This is a genomic window from Heyndrickxia coagulans 36D1, assembly GCF_000169195.2.
Taxonomy (GTDB): domain Bacteria; phylum Bacillota; class Bacilli; order Bacillales; family Bacillaceae_C; genus Weizmannia; species Weizmannia faecalis.
Map to the genome: position 1 here is coordinate 2,401,660 of NC_016023.1, position 16,642 is coordinate 2,418,301.

The following is a 16,642-nucleotide window of genomic DNA, read 5'->3' on the forward strand; positions in this document are numbered from 1 at the left end:
GTTTGCCCATGAGAGCCATATGGCAGGCATTATCCGCAGCCCGGCTGTCTGGACGAATGGAAAAGAATGGGCAGTATCAAGCGGGGGAGTTCCCGCTTGATACTGCCCAACATGGAAATCTGAGGGAAAGGGGGTTGAACATGGGAAAGCAAGTTTATTTGGTAGATACCCCTGTCGCCACCGTTTGGACTTCCGCACAATCACCGGGTGCCGGAGACGAAGAAGCCCTCCGGAACCCGGCGAATATGAAGCAGTGGCTCACCGGCCTCTCATTGGAACAGCGGCACGAACTTTGGCGGAAAAATAAAATCCAGACACAGGTGCTCTACGGCCGGAAAGTCATTGTCCACAAAACAGAGGGGAAGTGGGCGTATATTTCTGTTCCGGAACAGCGTTCCAGCAAACATCCGGACGGCTATCCCGGCTGGGTTCCCCGCTGCCAGCTGAAGCAGGGAGAAGGATGGCCGCAAGATGCTGCTGTTTGTGCCGTCAAAAAACCATTTGCAATGCTCTATGATGAAAATCAACTCCCTTTATTTGAAGTGAGCTTTCAAACACGTTTTTTTGTAGTGGATGAAACAAAGGACCAGTTCGTTGTAAAAACGGTGCACGGGAAACCGGCATCGCTCAAAAAACAAGATGTGCAGTTGAAAGGGAGCAGTCCCGGCAGCCAGAACAGGTATATGCTTGACGCCGGAAAAATGTTTCTCGGCCTGCCGTATTTATGGGGCGGCATGAGCGGATATGGCTATGACTGCTCAGGATTTTCCTATACGATGGTGCTTGCTGCGACAGGCAGGACCATTGCCCGTGACGCTCATGAACAGGCAAAAGGAGGAGCAGCCGTCCCGCTTGGAAGCATCGCACCCGGCGATCTTTTATTTTTTGCCCATGAGGAAGGAAGAGGCGCCATCCACCATGTCGGGATTTATGCGGGGGAGGGGAAGCTACTCCACTCGCCGAAAACAGGCCGGCCTGTTGAACTGCTGGATATGGAAGGAACGATTTACGAAAAAGAACTATGCTGTGCGCGGCGTTACTGGATGTAAAGCCGCGCAATGGGAAACCGCAACGCAACTGGTTGCGAATGAAGTGCAGCGCGGCGTTGGTGGCCGGAAGAATGCGGCAAACCTGCCGCAAAAGCAATACGGGTTACAGCAGCCGGGTGAAGGGAGTGCACCATGATGGAAAAACTGTTGGAAGTCAAGCATGTCAAAAAATATTTTGAGATTGGGAAGAAACAATTTTTAAAAGCGGTGGACGATCTTTCTTTTGATATTTATAAAGGGGAAACGTTCGGGCTTGTCGGGGAATCGGGATGCGGAAAATCGACGGCAGGGCGGCTGATGATGGGGATTTACACCCCAACTGAAGGGCAAATCCTTTACGGCGGCAAAGATATCCACGCACTGGATGAGCGGGAGCGTTTTCTGATGAAAAGAAATGTCCAAATGATTTTTCAGGATCCGTATGCTTCTCTGAATCCCCGTTCCACTGTCCGCGAGATCCTTGCTGAACCGCTTGAAGTCCATGGCATTTATAAAAGCAAACGTGAAGAGCTTGAAAGAATATATGAATTGCTCGAAGAAGTCGGGCTAAACAGAGAGCATGCAGGCCGGTACCCGCATGAATTCAGCGGGGGGCAGCGGCAGCGGATCGGGATTGCAAGGGCGCTCGCGCTTGACCCGGAGTTTGTGATTTGCGATGAGCCGATTTCCGCACTGGATGTTTCTGTCCAGGCCCAGGTTGTCAATGTATTGAAAAAACTGCAAAGGGAAAAAAACCTCACCTACTTGTTTATTGCCCATGATTTATCGATGGTAAAGCATATCAGCAACCGGATCGGCGTCATGTATCTCGGCCATCTAGTCGAATTGACGGAGAGCAAGAGCCTGTACCGCAAACCGCTGCATCCTTACACGGAAGCGTTGCTGTCGGCCATTCCGATTCCGGATCCGAAAATTGAAGATAAAAGGGAAAGAATTATTTTAAAAGGGGAAATCCCGAGCTCGGTTACGCCGCCGAGCGGGTGTGTATTCCGGACAAGATGCCCGAAAGCAATGGATATATGTGCAAGTGTAAAACCGGAATGGCTGGAGATTGAAGACCACCATTATGTCGCATGTCATCTTTACGATGGAAAGGGCAGTCCGGCAGCAACCGTTTCTTCCAGTGCAAATCAGGTAGGAAAAGTTTGATTGTTTGAAAAGACATGCAGCTGCGGCAAGCCGGTGGAACAGTGCGGGAGTGGTATGTAGAAACCGTACGAATGGTTTTCTTATAAGCGTTTGGGAAAAAGAAGCCGGGCCCAAGCCCAATAAGGCCGGGCCTCGGTTCTTAGAACAGGTATGCGGCACCTACAATAATCAGCAGAATAAACAGTACAACAATCAGCGCAAAGCTGTTGCCGTATCCGCCGCCATAGCCACCGCCATAGCCGCCGTATCCGCAGCCCCAAAAGCCCATATTTTTCACCTCCATCTTTCCGTCATGCAATGTTAATGTATGCAAGACGGAAGACAGAAGTTTGGACGTTTATCAAAGAATACAAAAAAGCATTCTGGAATTGCGACTTTCCTGTACGTCCGCCACGGTTTTCCACCAGAATGCGATCATGTTTGCCAATCTGTTATCGTTTATAGGGATACAATTTTTTGTCTATTGTCAAAATAGTTGTTTCCCTTCCATTTTTGCCATTAGCGGTGCCGATGGTTGGTTATTTCACGACAAGCACATCCACCTCCGCATTTTTTACAAGGCTTTTGCTCACACTTCCAATGAATAGACTTTTCACAGCATTTTTTCCGCTGCTTCCAGTAATGATGCAGTCTACATTCTCGTTGCGGGCGAAATCAATGATGCTGTCGGCCACCTTGCCTTCTAAAATATGGGTATCGGCTTTGACCCCTTTTGCATCTAATAATTCGCGGGCATGATTCATGACTTCCTCCGCATCGTTTAAGATGAATTGCTGTGTGGAAGGTTCATCAACCGGCGGTGGGTCAACCGGGTAAACCCGACCGTCCAGCCCCGGCACGGAAATGGTTGGCGGCACGCCGATGTTTTCATCCGGTACCGGTGCTGCCACTTCACTTTCCTGGTTCACGTGGACAACGGATAATTTTATATCTCTTAAGGCAAGGGCCAATGAACAGGCTCTGTCCAGCGCTTTCCGGCTCCCCTCTGAGTCATCGTATGCAATGGCAATATGCTTGTACATGTACCATCATCCTTTCATGTATGGCTTGAAACACCCTCTTTTCTTTACCCGGAACCAGAAGGAAAAAAACGGTTTCAGTGCATTTTTACGGTTTTAAAGCACTGTATTTTCTATAGTTGTCATTGATTTTTCCGGCCATTCATAATATCCTTTTGCTAAAGGGCAAATCAGCATGGTGTTTGAGATAGAAGGTTCACAGATTGGGGAAAGATGAGGACATCAACAGATATGAACAAATTCAAACCTTATATAGATAAAATCAAACCTTATTTCCGGGTGTTTTGGGACGGGTTCAAAAAAATTTGGAAAAGAGCCCATATGACTCAAATCATCATTCTGGCAGCTTCTCTTTCATTGCTTGGCTTTTTAGCTTTTTTTGCTTATTATGCAAAAAGCGCGAATGTCGGGCAGTTAAAAAAAGGGCTGGAACAGACGACCGTTATTTATGACAAAGACGGGGACACAGCAAGCAGAATTTCGGCAAACCGCTCGGAAGGCGTATCGATTAAAAAAATGCCGGGAGACCTGCAAAATGCGGTGGTAGCCATCGAAGACCACCGTTTCTACAAACACCATGGGTTTGATATCATCGGTACCTTGAGCGCGCTTTTAAAAGATATCCGGATCGGAGGGGCGGCTGCCGGGGGAAGCACCATTACCCAGCAGTTAACGAAAAATGCGCTGCTTTCCCCGGAACGGACATTAAAAAGGAAAATTCAGGAGCTTTTTTTGGCGATTGAAATTGAGAAGCATTACACAAAAAAAGAAATTTTGGAGATGTATTTAAACCAGGTCTATTTCGGGGAAGGCGCCTGGGGTGTTGAAAAAGCGGCCAATAAATATTTTGGAAAAGACGTGGAAGATCTGGACTTATCCGAATCGGCAACTTTGGCGGGCCTTGTTAATTCACCGAATGCACTCGACCCGTACCGTCATTATAAACGCGCCATTCACCGCCGTAATGTCGTGCTTTTCGCCATGAAAGAGTACGGGATGATCACGCAATCCGAGTATAAACAGGCAAAAAGCGAAAAGCTTGTGCTAAAAGATAAAAAAACAGATGCACTGACAGGCAAATACCCGTATTACGTCGATGCGGTGCTGGACGAGGCAATCGATCAGTATGGACTGACACAGGAAGAGATCTTAACAAGAGGGTATAAAATTTATACCGCCATGGATCAAAATATTCAAAAAGCATTGGAAAATGTTTACCAGAAATCATCACTCTTTCCTTCCGGCACATCCGGTCAGATCATCCAAAGCGGCGCAATACTTGTAGATCCGTCAACCGGCGGCGTCCGCGGGCTTGTCGGAGGAAGGGGAGAAAAAGTATTCCGCGGCTTCAACAGGGCAACGCAGCTGAAACGGCAACCCGGATCGATCATGAAGCCGATTACCGTTTATACGCCGGCGCTTGAAGAAGGGTACAGCCCCGACTCGATGCTAGAAGATAAAGAAATGACGTTTAAAGGCGGTTATGCGCCGAAAAACTATAACAACCAATATCTCGGTAAAGTGCCGATGTACATGGCGGTCGAAAAATCGCTTAATCTTCCTGCTGTCTGGCTGTTGAATAAAATCGGGGTGGAAAAAGGGTACGAGTCGGCGAAAAAATTCGGCATCCCGGTCACAAAGAAGGATAAGCAGCTCGGCATTGCGCTCGGGAATATTCAAAACGGCGTTTCCCCCGAAGACATTGCAGAGGCCTACACCACGTTTCCAAACAACGGAAAACGTTCCGAAGCGCACATCATTACAAAAATCGTGAGCCCGACCGGAAAAGTTTTGGCAGAGCATAAAGACAAGCAGGAAAGGGTCATATCGAAAAAAGTTTCCCAGGAAATGACATCTATGCTGCTGAACGTTGTGGAATCCGGAACCGGCAAAGGGGTAGCGGTCCCCGGCTATAAAATTGCCGGAAAAACAGGCTCCACCCAATTGCCGTTCAGCGGGGTCGACGGTACAATGGATCAATGGTTTGCGGGCTATACGCCAAATCTTGTCGGGGTGGTCTGGATGGGATATGACCAGACAGACCGGAACCATTATTTATACGGTCTGAGTGAACAGGGCATTGTGCCGGTTTTCAATGGTGTGATGAATGCCACACTGAAATATACAAAACCGGGTGACTTCGGGGTGGAATCCATCAATGACCAGAAGGAAAACGGTAACCCGTTAAAAGAAAAACTGCAAAACATCGATGAAGCGATAAAAGAACAAGCCGATAAATTGCAGAAAAAAATTGAGGATAACCAAGGATTTTGGAAAGGTGCGACAGATAAGATTAAAAAGCAGCTGAAAGGGATTCTTGGTCAATAAACAGTACACATTTATAAAGCCGAAATGTCTTCCATCAAGGTGAGACATTTCGGCTTTAATGATTGATTGCTTTTAAAAAGGATTGCGGGGACTGCATGTTTTTCCCCTGTTTGCCGTTAAACTCGGCAGCTTGCGAGAGTGAAAAGTACTTGAAAAAAGGACTTTTGCCCTATAAAATAAAACTGAAAAATAAGAAAAGGAGTGCTGCCATTGGAATTGGTAATGGAAAAACATGCCGGTTATCACGTGCATGATCGTTTGTTTAAGGAGCTGATCCAAAACTTTTTTCAGGAGTTTATGGAGGCGTTTTTCCCGGATCTTTCAGCGGATCTCGACTACCGTCGGGTGCGGTTTTTGTCGCAGGAACAGTTTACGGATTTTCCGGGCGGTGAGCAGAAACGGGTTGACATCCTTGCTGAAACGAAGGTAAAAGGGAAAGACACCGTGATTCTCATCCATGTAGAGCCGCAGTCGTATTACGAGAAACCTTTTCCTGAACGCATGTTTCGTTACTACATGATGATCAGTCTCCGGCACCGGAAACCGGTATTGCCGATTGCCGTCTTCAGTTATGAGGAGAAAACAGAAACCCCTGATACATACACCTTTGCGTTCCACAACATTGAAATTCTTCGTTTTCACTATTTATCCATTCATCTGATGAAGCAAAATTGGAGAAATTATATCCGGAGCAACAACCCTGTTGCCGCGGCATTATTAAGCAAAATGGGGTATACAGAAAAAGAACGGGTGCAGGTCAAACTGGAGTTTCTGCGGATGCTGGCCCGGATGGAACTCGACCCTGCAAAAATGAGGCTGCTATACGGTTTCTTTGATTATTATTTAAAATTGAACGAAAAAGAGGAGGCGGAAGTAATGGAAAACATTAAAATGCTGGACCCGGACGAGGCGGAGCAAGTATTGAAATTGCCGAATTCTTACTTTGATCGCGGGTATAAGAAGGGGAAAGAGGAAGGAAGAGAAGAAGGTGAAGAAAGATTAAGAAGATTTATTGTCAACTTGTTAAAAAATCAAGTGGATGTGAAGGTCATTGCCCAGGCATCTGGCTTGAGTGAAGACGAGATCATGAAAATCAAAAGGCAGATAGAAGGGGAAAAGCCTTGAACCCGAGTTATGACGAAGCAGAGCAAGTATTGAAATTGCCGAATTCCTATTTTGACCGCGGGTATAAGAAAGGATTGGAAGAAGGTGAAGAAAGATTAAGAAAAAGATTTATTTCTAATTTGTTAAAAAAGCAATTAGATTTGAAGCTCATTGCAGAAGTAACCGGCTTGAGTGAAGACGAGATCATGAAAATCAAAAGGCAGATAGAAGGGGAAAAGCCTTGAACCTGAGCTATGACGAAGCAGAGCAAGTATTAAAATTGCCGAACTCCTATTTTGAACGCGGGTATAAAAAGGATTAGAAGAAGGAGTAGAAAAGGGGAGAAAGGAATTATTACAAACAATTGTGGTTAGGATGCTTAAGAATGGCCTGGACCCACAATTGATAGTTGAGATGACCGGCCTAAGCCAGACAGAAGTGGAAAAAATAAAACAGCGACTGGAGTATTCATAAGATGGAAGTCAAATTTCCCGGTGTGGATGGAAAAGAAGTTTTCTTAGACTTGCCGAATTCTTACTTTGACCGCGGGTATAAGAAGGGGAAAGAAGAAGGTGAAGAAAGGTTAAGAAGATTTATTGTCAATTTGTTAAAAAATCAAGTGGATGTGAAACTCATTGCCCAAGCATCCGGCTTGAGTGAAGATGAGATCATGAAAATCAAAAGGCAGGTAGAAGGGCAGGAGCCGTAAATGCTTTTCACCATCACCGAAAAAACAGGGAGGGGCTTATACATAAGCCCCTCCCTTTCAGAACTTGTGCCATTTCTCCTCACCCCGCTCACTCATACAATGCTTCAACAGAAAAAGGGGAACGATTCTTTTATTGAAAAGATAGAAATAAGGAAAAATTATTGTATAATAGGTCTAAAGACATAGGTGGGGCGTATCTGATGTTCATTTTTGACTGGCATCGATAGGAGGGAAGGCAGAATGGGTCTGTATTATAAGTTGAAATCAGATAAACACAGCAGCGTATTGGAAAATGCAGAAAAAATGGAGGTTTCCATCGATCTCGATCAACCTGGCATTCCGGAACGATTGAAATTGATTCACCTGACAGAAGAAGATTTAAAAATCATAAAAAGTGCACAACCCCTTGTACAAAAATATATTGACAAAATTGTCAAGGCCTTTTATGATGCGATTTTGCAAGTGCAGGAGCTGAGGGATATCATTGAAAAACACAGTACGGTTGAGCGGCTCCAAAAAACGTTAAGGGTCCATCTTATTGAAATGTTTCAAGGCAACATCAACAAAAATTTTGTCGAAAAACGCTTGCAGATTGCAAGCACGCATTACCGGATCGGCCTTGAACACGGCTGGTATATCGGTTCTTTCCAAAATATTCAAAATGTCTTGAACGATATCCTTTTTCAAGAAATCGGCAGGAAAGAAGAAGTCCGGATCATCTCGGCTGCCATCAGCAAAATATTGAGTTTTGAACAACAAATCGTTCTTGAAGCTTACGAAAATGAGACGATCAGGAGACTGAATGAGCAGTATCAAAACGGGCAGCACGATTTGAAAGAACAAATGGTACAAATCAGTGAAGGTTTGGTTGCGCTGGCAGAGGAAATCCAAGCTTCGGTAGAATCTTTAGGTTTCAATCTGCAAAAAACGGATGAAATGGCTATTGAGAGCAGCCGGGAAGCAAGCTATGCCGAGTCATCGGCAGCAGAGGGGCAAAAAAAGCTGGGCATCCTGATCCGCGATGTCAAAATGATTGCCACCCGTACAAAAGAAATGATGGAAACGATCGAGAATCTGAGCGACTCTTCCCGCCAGATTGAAGATGTGGTGCTGTCTGTGAAAGAGATCGCTGACCAGACCAACCTGCTCGCGTTAAACTCAGCCATCGAGGCAGCACGGGCCGGAGAGTATGGTAGAGGATTTTCGATTGTCTCTCAAGAAATCCGGAAGTTATCAGAGGAGACGAAAAAGCTGGCAGGGCAGATCCAATCGATGTTATCCGCCTCAGGGCAATACAATTTGGATGTTAAAAATTCTTTAATCCAAGTTGACAGCGCCATTCACTCCGGATTGGGCAGCGCGGAAGAGGCAGGGCAATCGTTCCAGCAAATTACCGCCACGGTCAAACAAAGCAAACAAACTGCTTTAACCGTCCAAGGCCATATAGCAGAACTCGTCAATACTGTAAAAGAAATTGAAACAGCCAGCGCCGGGGTCGCGGCCGCGGCTGAAAAACTCCACAATGCAGCGGGAATCTGAAAAATTCCCGCTTTTTTAACAGAAACTACCAATAAAATTTATCGCAAAGCAAGATAGGCAATCAAGTTTAAAACAAATGGGGCCATCATAATGCCCAAGGCGATGGCAACGATTATCATAGGTAAATATTGTTTTTTCATAAACCCGTTCATAGATTCCCCTCCCCCACACAAAATGCTCCGGCCATTTAAACCGTTTGCAGCTTTCCCTTTCTTAAAGGTAGCATCCAAAGCCGGCTTATGCAAGCTTACACCCATGTTTTTTCATTTTTTCGAAACCGCTTTGCCGGATGCAGGGAGCGGGACAAGTCAAGGCAAGGAATAGATTTCCGCGTGCGGCGGTTCCTCAAGTTTGGATTTCTTCAGTTTTCCTTTTTCAACCAATTCCCCGATGACCCTCTCTATTTCACGAGGGTCCGTGTCAAATAGATCGGCAAGCTTGACAGTAGACAGTGCAGTATATTTCGGTTCTTTTGTGGATGAGATAATCATGTTTTTGATTCGTTCAAACAATTCCGCTTGTTCCATGGTTTGATCCCCTTTTTAAAAAAATCTACTTTTATTATACGCAAAATGGTAAAGAAACAATCCCAAATCAGTTATAGAAGAAAGTCAATTGGCAATCCTAATAAAAAAGGCATGATTGGGGGACCGATGATGGAAGAAGCAACCTTTTCGATTCGAATAAACGGGCAAGAACTGGCGGCGCGTAAAGGGCAAACGATTTTGGAAGTGGCCAACGCCCACGATATGTACATCCCCGCGATCTGTTACCATCCGAATCTCGGATCGATTCAAACTTGTGATACCTGTTTTGTGAACGTAAACGGGAATCTGGTGCGGGCATGTGCAACCAAGGTAGAGCCGGGAATGGAAGTGGAGTCCGGTTCCAAACCTGTAAAAGATGCCCAATATGAAGCAATGTCACGGATTCTGAAAAACCACGAGCTTTATTGCACCGTGTGTGACAACAATAATGGCAATTGTGTTGTCCATAACACGGCCGAGCATCTTGAAATCGAGCATCAAAAATACCAGTTTGAAGCTAAACCCTACCCGCCGGACCAATCCCATCCTTTTTACCGCTATGAACCGGACCAGTGCATTCTTTGCGGAAGATGTGTTGAGGCCTGCCAGGATTTGCAAGTCAATGAAACATTGACGATTGACTGGGACCGGGAAGTGCCAAGAGTGATCTGGGACAATGATGTTCCCATCGATGAGTCCTCTTGTGTATCTTGCGGCCATTGCGTCACGGTCTGCCCGTGCAATGCGCTTATGGAAAAGTCCATGCTCGGGGAAGCAGGGTATTTAACCGGCATTCCGCAAAAAGTGCTGGAGCCGATGATCGATCTCACTAAAGAAGTCGAACCGGGATATAAAGAGATTTTTGCAATATCCGAAATGGAAGCGGCAATGCGAAAATCGAGAATCAAAAGAACGAAAACCGTTTGCACCTATTGCGGTGTCGGCTGCAGTTTTGAAATTTGGACAAAAGGGCGCCACATTTTAAAAGTCGAGCCGCAGGAACATGCGCCAGTAAACGGCATCTCGACATGTGTCAAAGGAAAGTTCGGGTGGGACTTCGTCAACAGCGAAGAACGTTTAACAAAGCCGTTGATCCGCAAAGGGGAAGAATTTGTTGAAGCAAGCTGGGATGAAGCCCTGAATCTGATCGCAAGCAAATTGCAGGAAATAAAAAAACAGCACGGGCCGGACGCGCTTGGCTTTATTGCTTCATCTAAATGTTCGAATGAAGAAAACTATCTCTTTCAAAAATTCGCCCGCGCGATCATCGGTACAAATAATCTGGATAATTGCTCGCGTTACTGCCAGTCGCCGGCAACGTCAGGGCTTTTGCGGACCGTTGGTATTGGCGGGGACTCCGGCACCATCCGGGATATCCAGCAGGCGGATTTGGTGGTTACGGTGGGGGCGAACCCGGCCGAATCCCATCCTGTCCTTGCGACACGCATTAAACGGGCGCACAAATTGCATGGACAAAAGCTTATGGTCGTCGATTTAAGGGAAAACGAACTGGCCAGCCGCGCCAATTTATTTATTCATTCGAAGCCAAGCACAGATTTGATTTGGCTTAACGCCGTGACAAAATACATTCTCGATCAGGGCTGGGAAGACAAAGCATTTCTTGAAGCCAGGGTCAAAGGGCTAGACAAGTTCAGAGCTTCACTGGAAAAATACACGCTGGCGTTTGCCGAGGAGAAAACCGGCATTTCGAAAGAGAACTTAATCAAAATGGCAACGATGATCCATGAAGCCAAATCCGTATGCATTCTTTGGGCGATGGGCATCACCCAGCACACATGCGGGACGGATGCAAGCACGGCCATTTCCAACTTGTTATTGGTTACCGGTAATTACGGCCGCCCTGGGACGGGGGCATATCCGCTCAGAGGGCACAACAATGTGCAAGGCGCCTGTGATTTTGGAACGATGCCCGCTTGGTTCCCGGGCTACGAACCAGTAGAAGATAATGAAGTGAGGGAACGGTACGAAAAGGCTTGGGGGGTCAAACTTCCGGAAAACCCGGGGCTTGACAATCATCAAATGATCGGCGGGATAAAAAGCGGCAAGCTCCGGGGCCTCTACCTGTTCGGTGAAGAAATGGCGATCGTTGATTCCAATATTAATTTTGTGGAAGAACATCTGGAAAAGCTCGACTTTTTTGTTGTACAGGATGTGTTTTTCAGCAAAACGGCCCAATTTGCCGATGTGATCCTGCCGGCTGCGCCGAGCCTTGAGAAAGAAGGGACGTTTACAAATACGGAACGGCGCATCCAGCGCTTTTACCAGGTATTTGAACCGATGGGTGAATCGAAGCCGGATTGGGTCATCTTTCAGGAGCTCGCGAACAAAATGGGAGCCCAGTGGCATTACCAGCACCCCGGCGAAATCATGGCAGAAGCGGCAAGCCTAGCAAAGTACTTTGCAGGCATCAGCTACGAGAGACTGGAAGGGTTTAACAGCCAAATATGGCCGGTTAAAAAAGACGGTACGAGCACACCGCTTCTATATCAAGACCGTTTTGCCTTTCCGGACGGTAAAGCCCGACTGGTACCGGTTGACTGGGAACCGCCTTTTTCAGCCGGGGAGGGATTTGATTACCATCTTAACAACGGCCGCTTGCTGGAACAGTTCCATGAAGGGAATTTGACGGACCGTTCTCCGGGCATCCATCACAAAGTGCCGGAGCCGTGGCTTGAGATTTCACCGGAGGCAGCAAGTGAACGGGGGATAAAAGACGGGGCGCTTGTACGGCTGACATCGCCTTACGGAAAGGTGAAAGTACGGGCCGTTGTGACCGGGCGGGTACAAGGAAAAGAATTGTACTTAACGATGAACGCCCGGAAAGAGGATGAAATGGTGAACCGGCTGACGAGCAGCTATCATGACAGGGTGACCCATACCCCGAACTATAAAGAAATGGGCGTAAAAATGGAGATTTTAGAGGAAAAAGGAAAACCGCCGCTGCCAAAGGTGAACCACCGTTATGGCAATCGGATTCCGCAAATCAGTGTAAGAGTGGAAGAAAAATGGAAGCGGGATGACTTTATCCCGATCACGGCATTATTTTCACCGGGAGGAAAAGCATATGGCGAAGGTGATCAGGCAAACGGGACGGGCCGGTAATGAGAAAGAAATCCGCGGACGGGAAGGCTCTGTTCCGGCCGTGAAATTAATAAAGCCGGGAGGGAAAGCATATGGCGAAGGCGATCAGGCAAATTAAACAAGTGGATCCGGCCCCGGAAGAATGGCAGGCAGCCTCTCTGTCGGCGGTTGTAAAGGCAGCCGCCGAAAACGGGGAATCACTGATTAAACTGTTAGAGATCATCAAACAGCTGGATGGCATGGGCGTGCTTAATGCGATGGAAGGTTTGCTCCAAAACCGCGTTGACGTTGCCGAAATTGCCTTAGGGCAACTAAACCAGCCCACCATGTACCATGTCGTCAAAAACGGGATGAACGTATTTAAATTTTTAGGCGCCATCGATCCGGAACAACTGCAAACGATCTTGTCAGGCATCACGAGCGGGTTTGAAAAAGCAGCCCAATCCGGGGGCCAGGAGAGTCTGTGGAAGCTCGGAAAAAGCATGCGCTCCCCGGAAGTGAAGCGGTCGCTTGCCATGATGACAAGCATTTTGGCGGGGATGGGGGAAGCCATGGAGCAAAACCATTCGCTTCCTGAAGGAGGAACGGACATTGGCTAAAGGGATGTTGAAAGTAAGTGATATGGTGAATGAAGAAGATGCCGCCAAAGTCCGCCGCGCCCTGAATGAAGTCTGGGGCGTCCGCGATATTGAAATCAGTTTGGCAAGAAAAGAAGCGACTTTTACCTATAATGACCAATCGGCATCCTGCCACGATATGATGCAAGCCGTGACGGAGCAGGGTTACCGTGCTGAAATGATGGAACCATAAAAGGAGGAAGGCACTTGAAAGTATGCGAAATCTGCGGTTCCCAAACACCGGAAGAAAACGAAGCGGAATCAAGAAGAGTGCTTTATGTCTGTGAAAACTGCCGGACCGACCGGAAATTCGATTTTGAAGAAGAAAATTAAGCAAATGGCGTTGCGGCACCGCAACGCCATTTATGTGCGCAAATTTTCCGGCAAAAAAAATGGCGTCTGCGTTTGCCGGCTGCCCATATCCCCGGAAGCATGGGACTTCTTGCCATTGCATATACTAAAACACAAAAATGTTGTAAAATAAAAGACAATAGCAAGAGAAGCCTTTTATCATTGCCAAGGGGGGAATGTTATGGATCTTCAAGTCGGATTGTGGCAAAAGCAGTCAATGAAACTGGCAATGACCCAGGAATTAAAACAAGCAATCGAGGTTCTTCAGTTCTCATCCCAGGAGCTCGCATCTTTTTTGGAAGAAAAAGCTGCGGAAAATCCTCTCATCGAACTGTCCAGCGCCAATATTAAACTGGTCGATTCCCGTTTTTCCGGGCTGAGCCGTGTAAAGGGGCAGAAAAAAAGCCAGGACAAAAACTGGATTGAACAAATTCCTGCACAGACGGAAACACTTCCAGACTTTTTGATCAGCCAATTGGATATGAAAGCGTTATCAAACAAGATTTTGAAAGCGGTCCAACTTTATGCGCGCCATCTGGATGCAAACGGCTACCTTGCCATCTCGGTTCAGGAAGCGGCAAAAATGGCTGCCATTTCCGAAGAAGACGCCGAAAAAGCACTTGGCATTCTCCAGTCGCTGGATCCGGCCGGAATCGGCGCAAGATCGCTTCAGGAATGTCTACTGATCCAGATAAAAAGGGATCCGGATGCGCCCGGGCATGCGGAAGAATTGATCAGCCGCCATTTTCTCGATTTTGCCGAAAAAAAATGGAGAGGCATTGCGAAAAAACTTGATATATCCCTGCAGGAAATCCAGCGGGTATCTGATTATGTGCAGACGTTAAACCCGCGTCCTGGATCCGGTTTTATGGCAGATCGGCCGCAATACATCGTTCCCGATCTTTTGGTCAAAAATCATGCGGGAAAGCTCGAATTGTATCTTGTAGAAAACCAGGTTCCAAAACTCCGTTTGAATGAAAGTTATGCAAGCATGAACCCGGCCGGAGATGCCGGCGTCACCCGTTATTTAAAAGAAAAAACGCAGGAATATTACTGGATCCGAAAAAGCATCGAAAGCCGGAAAAAAACGCTGCTAAAAGTCGGCGCAGCACTGCTTGAAAAACAGCGGGATTTCTTTTTATATGGAAAAGGGCATTTGAAGCCGCTTACGATGAAAGAAATTTCGGATGACATCGGGATGCACGAGTCGACGGTGAGCCGTGCAGTGAGAGAAAAGTATATGGAAACGCCATTCGGGACTTTCCCATTAAAAACATTTTTCACGACCGCCTTGCCGGTTCGTTCTGCCGGCGGGGAAGAAGCAGCATCAAGCGCCGAGGTCAAAAATGAAATTTCAGCACTTATAAGCGGGGAAGACAAGCGGAAGCCGCTTTCCGACCAGGCGATTGTGACCGTATTAAATGAAAAAGGGTTTGAAATCTCGCGCCGGACAGTGGCGAAATACCGCGAACAGCTCGGCATTCCGTCATCTTCCAAAAGAAAAAGGTACGAATAAGCCGGGAATATTTTTTCAAAACGGAAGTTTCGCGTTTCATCCGCCGGCAAAAAAGGACGAATCGGACGGGAACGGGCAAATTTCGCACACACTTTGAAATAAATAAATAACGGATCAGGCATTTGGGTATATCGGGTCGGGAGCACAGCCCATGTGCCTGCCACGAATGGCCGGAAAGGGGGAGGATTTTAAAATGGAACTGGTGCTATATACAAGAAAACAATGCCCGCTTTGTGCGGAAGCAAAAGAACAGCTGCAACTCCTGCAAAAGGAAATCCCGTTCCGGCTGATTGAAAAAGACATCGAAGCGTGCGATGCATGGACGGAAAAATACGGCCTTATGATCCCGGTTATCGAGTACAAAGGGGAACTGCTCGGATATGGGCGGATTCACCTTTTTGCCATAAAGGAGCGCTTACATGAAATTCATGAGCAATAATAGTTGAAATGCAAAATTTATCCTGCTAGAATGAAACATGTAGCGAGGGTAATTTTTTTTGAAGCAGGTGGGACAAAAAATGTCTCTGTGGGACTCAACACGACCTACATAATTATTTAAGGGAGTACATTATCTATGCGATCGTTGATAGAGGTTCAAAAAAAATTATACCCCGATATCCTCGCTGTCATGCAAAAACGATACCGGATTCTCCGTTCCATTTCTTTTGCGGAACCGGTCGGAAGAAGAACATTGGCACAAATGCTTGGCATGTCAGAACGCGTTCTCCGGAGCGAAACGGATTTTTTGAAAAACCAAAAGCTCATTGACGTAAAACCCTCGGGCATGTCGGTGACAAATGATGGTGCTGCCTTGTTACAAAATATGGAAAGCATGATGAGAGAAATATCGGGTATAAATGAAACGGAAGAAAAGCTGAAACAAGCTTTGGGCCTCGAAGACGTGGTCGTGGTTCAAGGGGACAGCGACAAAGAACCGTGGGTGAAAAACGAGCTTGGAAGGGCTTGTGCTGTAAGAATGAAAGCCGCCTTAACGGGAAACAATATAATCGCTGTAACCGGAGGATCGACGATGGCCGCAGTCGCAGATGTGTTAACTCCCGACATCAGTGCCAAGAGGCAGCTGCTGTTCGTGCCGGCCAGAGGCGGAATTGGTGAAGATGTCGCAAATCAGGCCAACACGATCTGCGCAAAAATGGCGGAAAGGACCGGCGGAAAACACAGGGTATTATACGTGCCTGACCAGGTCAGCCCGGAAGTGTACAAATCGGTCGTAAACGAGCCGTCCATTAAAGAAGTCCTTACCCTTATTAAACAAGCGGATATTGTGCTGCACGGCATTGGCGAAGCCATGACAATGGCAGAACGCCGCAAGACCGGAAAAGAAGAGATGGAGAAAATCATCCGTGGGCATGCAGTCGGCGAAGCGTTCGGGTACTATTTTAACGAACAGGGTGAAATTGTTCACAAGGTCCGGACGATCGGCCTGCAACTCGAGGATTTGCACCGGATCCGCCATGTTTTTGCGGTTGCCGGCGGGGCATCCAAGGCAAAGGCCATTAAAGCCTACATGAACACGAAACCGGAATCCACTGTTCTGATTACGGACGAAGGGGCAGCAAAACAAATTCTCGCTTGGCGCTAACCTGTTTTTAAAAGGGATAACCCTTTTGA

Annotated in this window: 17 protein-coding genes; 14 read left to right on the forward strand and 3 right to left on the reverse strand. The window is 46.9% G+C overall.

From position 1 onward, the window contains the following. Positions 1-140: 140 nt before the first annotated feature. Both BCOA_RS28500 and BCOA_RS28505 read left to right on the forward strand, forming a co-directional pair. Positions 141-1,049: a C40 family peptidase gene (locus tag BCOA_RS28500; RefSeq protein ID WP_014097452.1), complete on the forward strand. Its 909-nt coding sequence runs from the start codon at positions 141-143 to the stop codon at positions 1,047-1,049. 132 nt (positions 1,050-1,181) lie between these two features. Continuing rightward, positions 1,182-2,198 (forward strand): ABC transporter ATP-binding protein, encoded by a 1,017-nt coding sequence (locus BCOA_RS28505; RefSeq protein ID WP_035189515.1) that lies wholly within the window; start codon positions 1,182-1,184, stop codon positions 2,196-2,198. A gap of 139 nt (positions 2,199-2,337) precedes the next feature. Here the strand turns inward: BCOA_RS28505 and BCOA_RS35640 are convergent, their stop codons facing one another. Together BCOA_RS35640 and BCOA_RS28510 are read right to left on the reverse strand one after the other, a co-directional pair. Then, on the reverse strand, positions 2,338-2,394 hold the full coding sequence (locus tag BCOA_RS35640; protein WP_272913181.1) for a YjcZ family sporulation protein: 57 nt from the start codon (positions 2,392-2,394) through the stop codon (positions 2,338-2,340). A 322-nt stretch (positions 2,395-2,716) separates the two neighbouring features. Next, the gene (locus BCOA_RS28510) at positions 2,717-3,220 is read right to left on the reverse strand and encodes a universal stress protein (protein WP_014097455.1); all 504 of its coding nucleotides are present in this window, start codon (positions 3,218-3,220) and stop codon (positions 2,717-2,719) included. Positions 3,221-3,448: 228 nt separating this feature from the next. Between BCOA_RS28510 and BCOA_RS28515 the strand changes: the two genes are divergently transcribed. The 5 genes from BCOA_RS28515 (at position 3,449) to BCOA_RS28545 (ending at position 8,897) form a co-directional block, all read left to right on the forward strand. Then, the gene (locus BCOA_RS28515) at positions 3,449-5,545 is read left to right on the forward strand and encodes a transglycosylase domain-containing protein (RefSeq protein WP_014097456.1); all 2,097 of its coding nucleotides are present in this window, start codon (positions 3,449-3,451) and stop codon (positions 5,543-5,545) included. A gap of 210 nt (positions 5,546-5,755) precedes the next feature. Further along, positions 5,756-6,670, forward strand: coding sequence for an Rpn family recombination-promoting nuclease/putative transposase (locus BCOA_RS28520; RefSeq protein WP_014097457.1), 915 nt, complete (start codon positions 5,756-5,758; stop codon positions 6,668-6,670). Next, entirely contained in the window at positions 6,667-6,894 is a 228-nt protein-coding gene (locus tag BCOA_RS28525; protein WP_014097458.1) for a hypothetical protein, read from the forward strand. The genes BCOA_RS28520 and BCOA_RS28525 overlap by 4 nt, the downstream gene beginning before the upstream one ends. A 230-nt stretch (positions 6,895-7,124) precedes the next feature. Beyond that, on the forward strand, positions 7,125-7,358 hold the full coding sequence (locus tag BCOA_RS28535; RefSeq protein WP_014097459.1) for a hypothetical protein: 234 nt from the start codon (positions 7,125-7,127) through the stop codon (positions 7,356-7,358). Between the two features lie 240 nt (positions 7,359-7,598). Further along, complete coding sequence (locus BCOA_RS28545) at positions 7,599-8,897, forward strand: globin-coupled sensor protein (protein ID WP_014097461.1); 1,299 nt, start codon at positions 7,599-7,601, stop codon at positions 8,895-8,897. Positions 8,898-9,205: 308 nt separating this feature from the next. Here the strand turns inward: BCOA_RS28545 and BCOA_RS28550 are convergent, their stop codons facing one another. Beyond that, positions 9,206-9,424, reverse strand: coding sequence for a PCI domain-containing protein (locus tag BCOA_RS28550; RefSeq protein ID WP_014097463.1), 219 nt, complete (start codon positions 9,422-9,424; stop codon positions 9,206-9,208). 129 nt (positions 9,425-9,553) lie between these two features. Between BCOA_RS28550 and fdhF the strand changes: the two genes are divergently transcribed. The 7 genes from fdhF to BCOA_RS28580 all read left to right on the forward strand — a co-directional run bounded on the left by fdhF (position 9,554) and on the right by BCOA_RS28580 (position 16,613). Then, positions 9,554-12,547 (forward strand): formate dehydrogenase subunit alpha, encoded by a 2,994-nt coding sequence (gene fdhF, locus BCOA_RS28555; RefSeq protein WP_014097464.1) that lies wholly within the window; start codon positions 9,554-9,556, stop codon positions 12,545-12,547. Between the two features lie 71 nt (positions 12,548-12,618). Continuing rightward, positions 12,619-13,125, forward strand: a complete 507-nt coding sequence (locus BCOA_RS28560; RefSeq protein WP_014097466.1) for a DUF1641 domain-containing protein — start codon at positions 12,619-12,621, stop codon at positions 13,123-13,125. Continuing rightward, a complete protein-coding gene (locus BCOA_RS28565; RefSeq protein WP_014097467.1) occupies positions 13,118-13,336 on the forward strand; it encodes a heavy-metal-associated domain-containing protein in 219 nt (72 codons plus the stop codon). The genes BCOA_RS28560 and BCOA_RS28565 overlap by 8 nt, the downstream gene beginning before the upstream one ends. 14 nt (positions 13,337-13,350) lie before the next feature. Next, positions 13,351-13,476: a hypothetical protein gene (locus tag BCOA_RS35610; protein WP_014097468.1), complete on the forward strand. Its 126-nt coding sequence runs from the start codon at positions 13,351-13,353 to the stop codon at positions 13,474-13,476. Positions 13,477-13,675: 199 nt separating this feature from the next. Further along, positions 13,676-15,010 carry an RNA polymerase factor sigma-54 gene (gene rpoN, locus BCOA_RS28570; RefSeq protein ID WP_014097469.1) on the forward strand — a complete coding sequence of 445 codons (1,335 nt, stop codon included), beginning with the start codon at positions 13,676-13,678 and terminating at the stop codon, positions 15,008-15,010. Between the two features lie 193 nt (positions 15,011-15,203). Next, entirely contained in the window at positions 15,204-15,449 is a 246-nt protein-coding gene (locus tag BCOA_RS28575; protein ID WP_014097470.1) for a glutaredoxin family protein, read from the forward strand. 135 nt (positions 15,450-15,584) lie between these two features. Then, positions 15,585-16,613, forward strand: coding sequence for a sugar-binding transcriptional regulator (locus tag BCOA_RS28580; protein WP_014097471.1), 1,029 nt, complete (start codon positions 15,585-15,587; stop codon positions 16,611-16,613). The last annotated feature ends 29 nt before the right edge of the window (positions 16,614-16,642 follow it).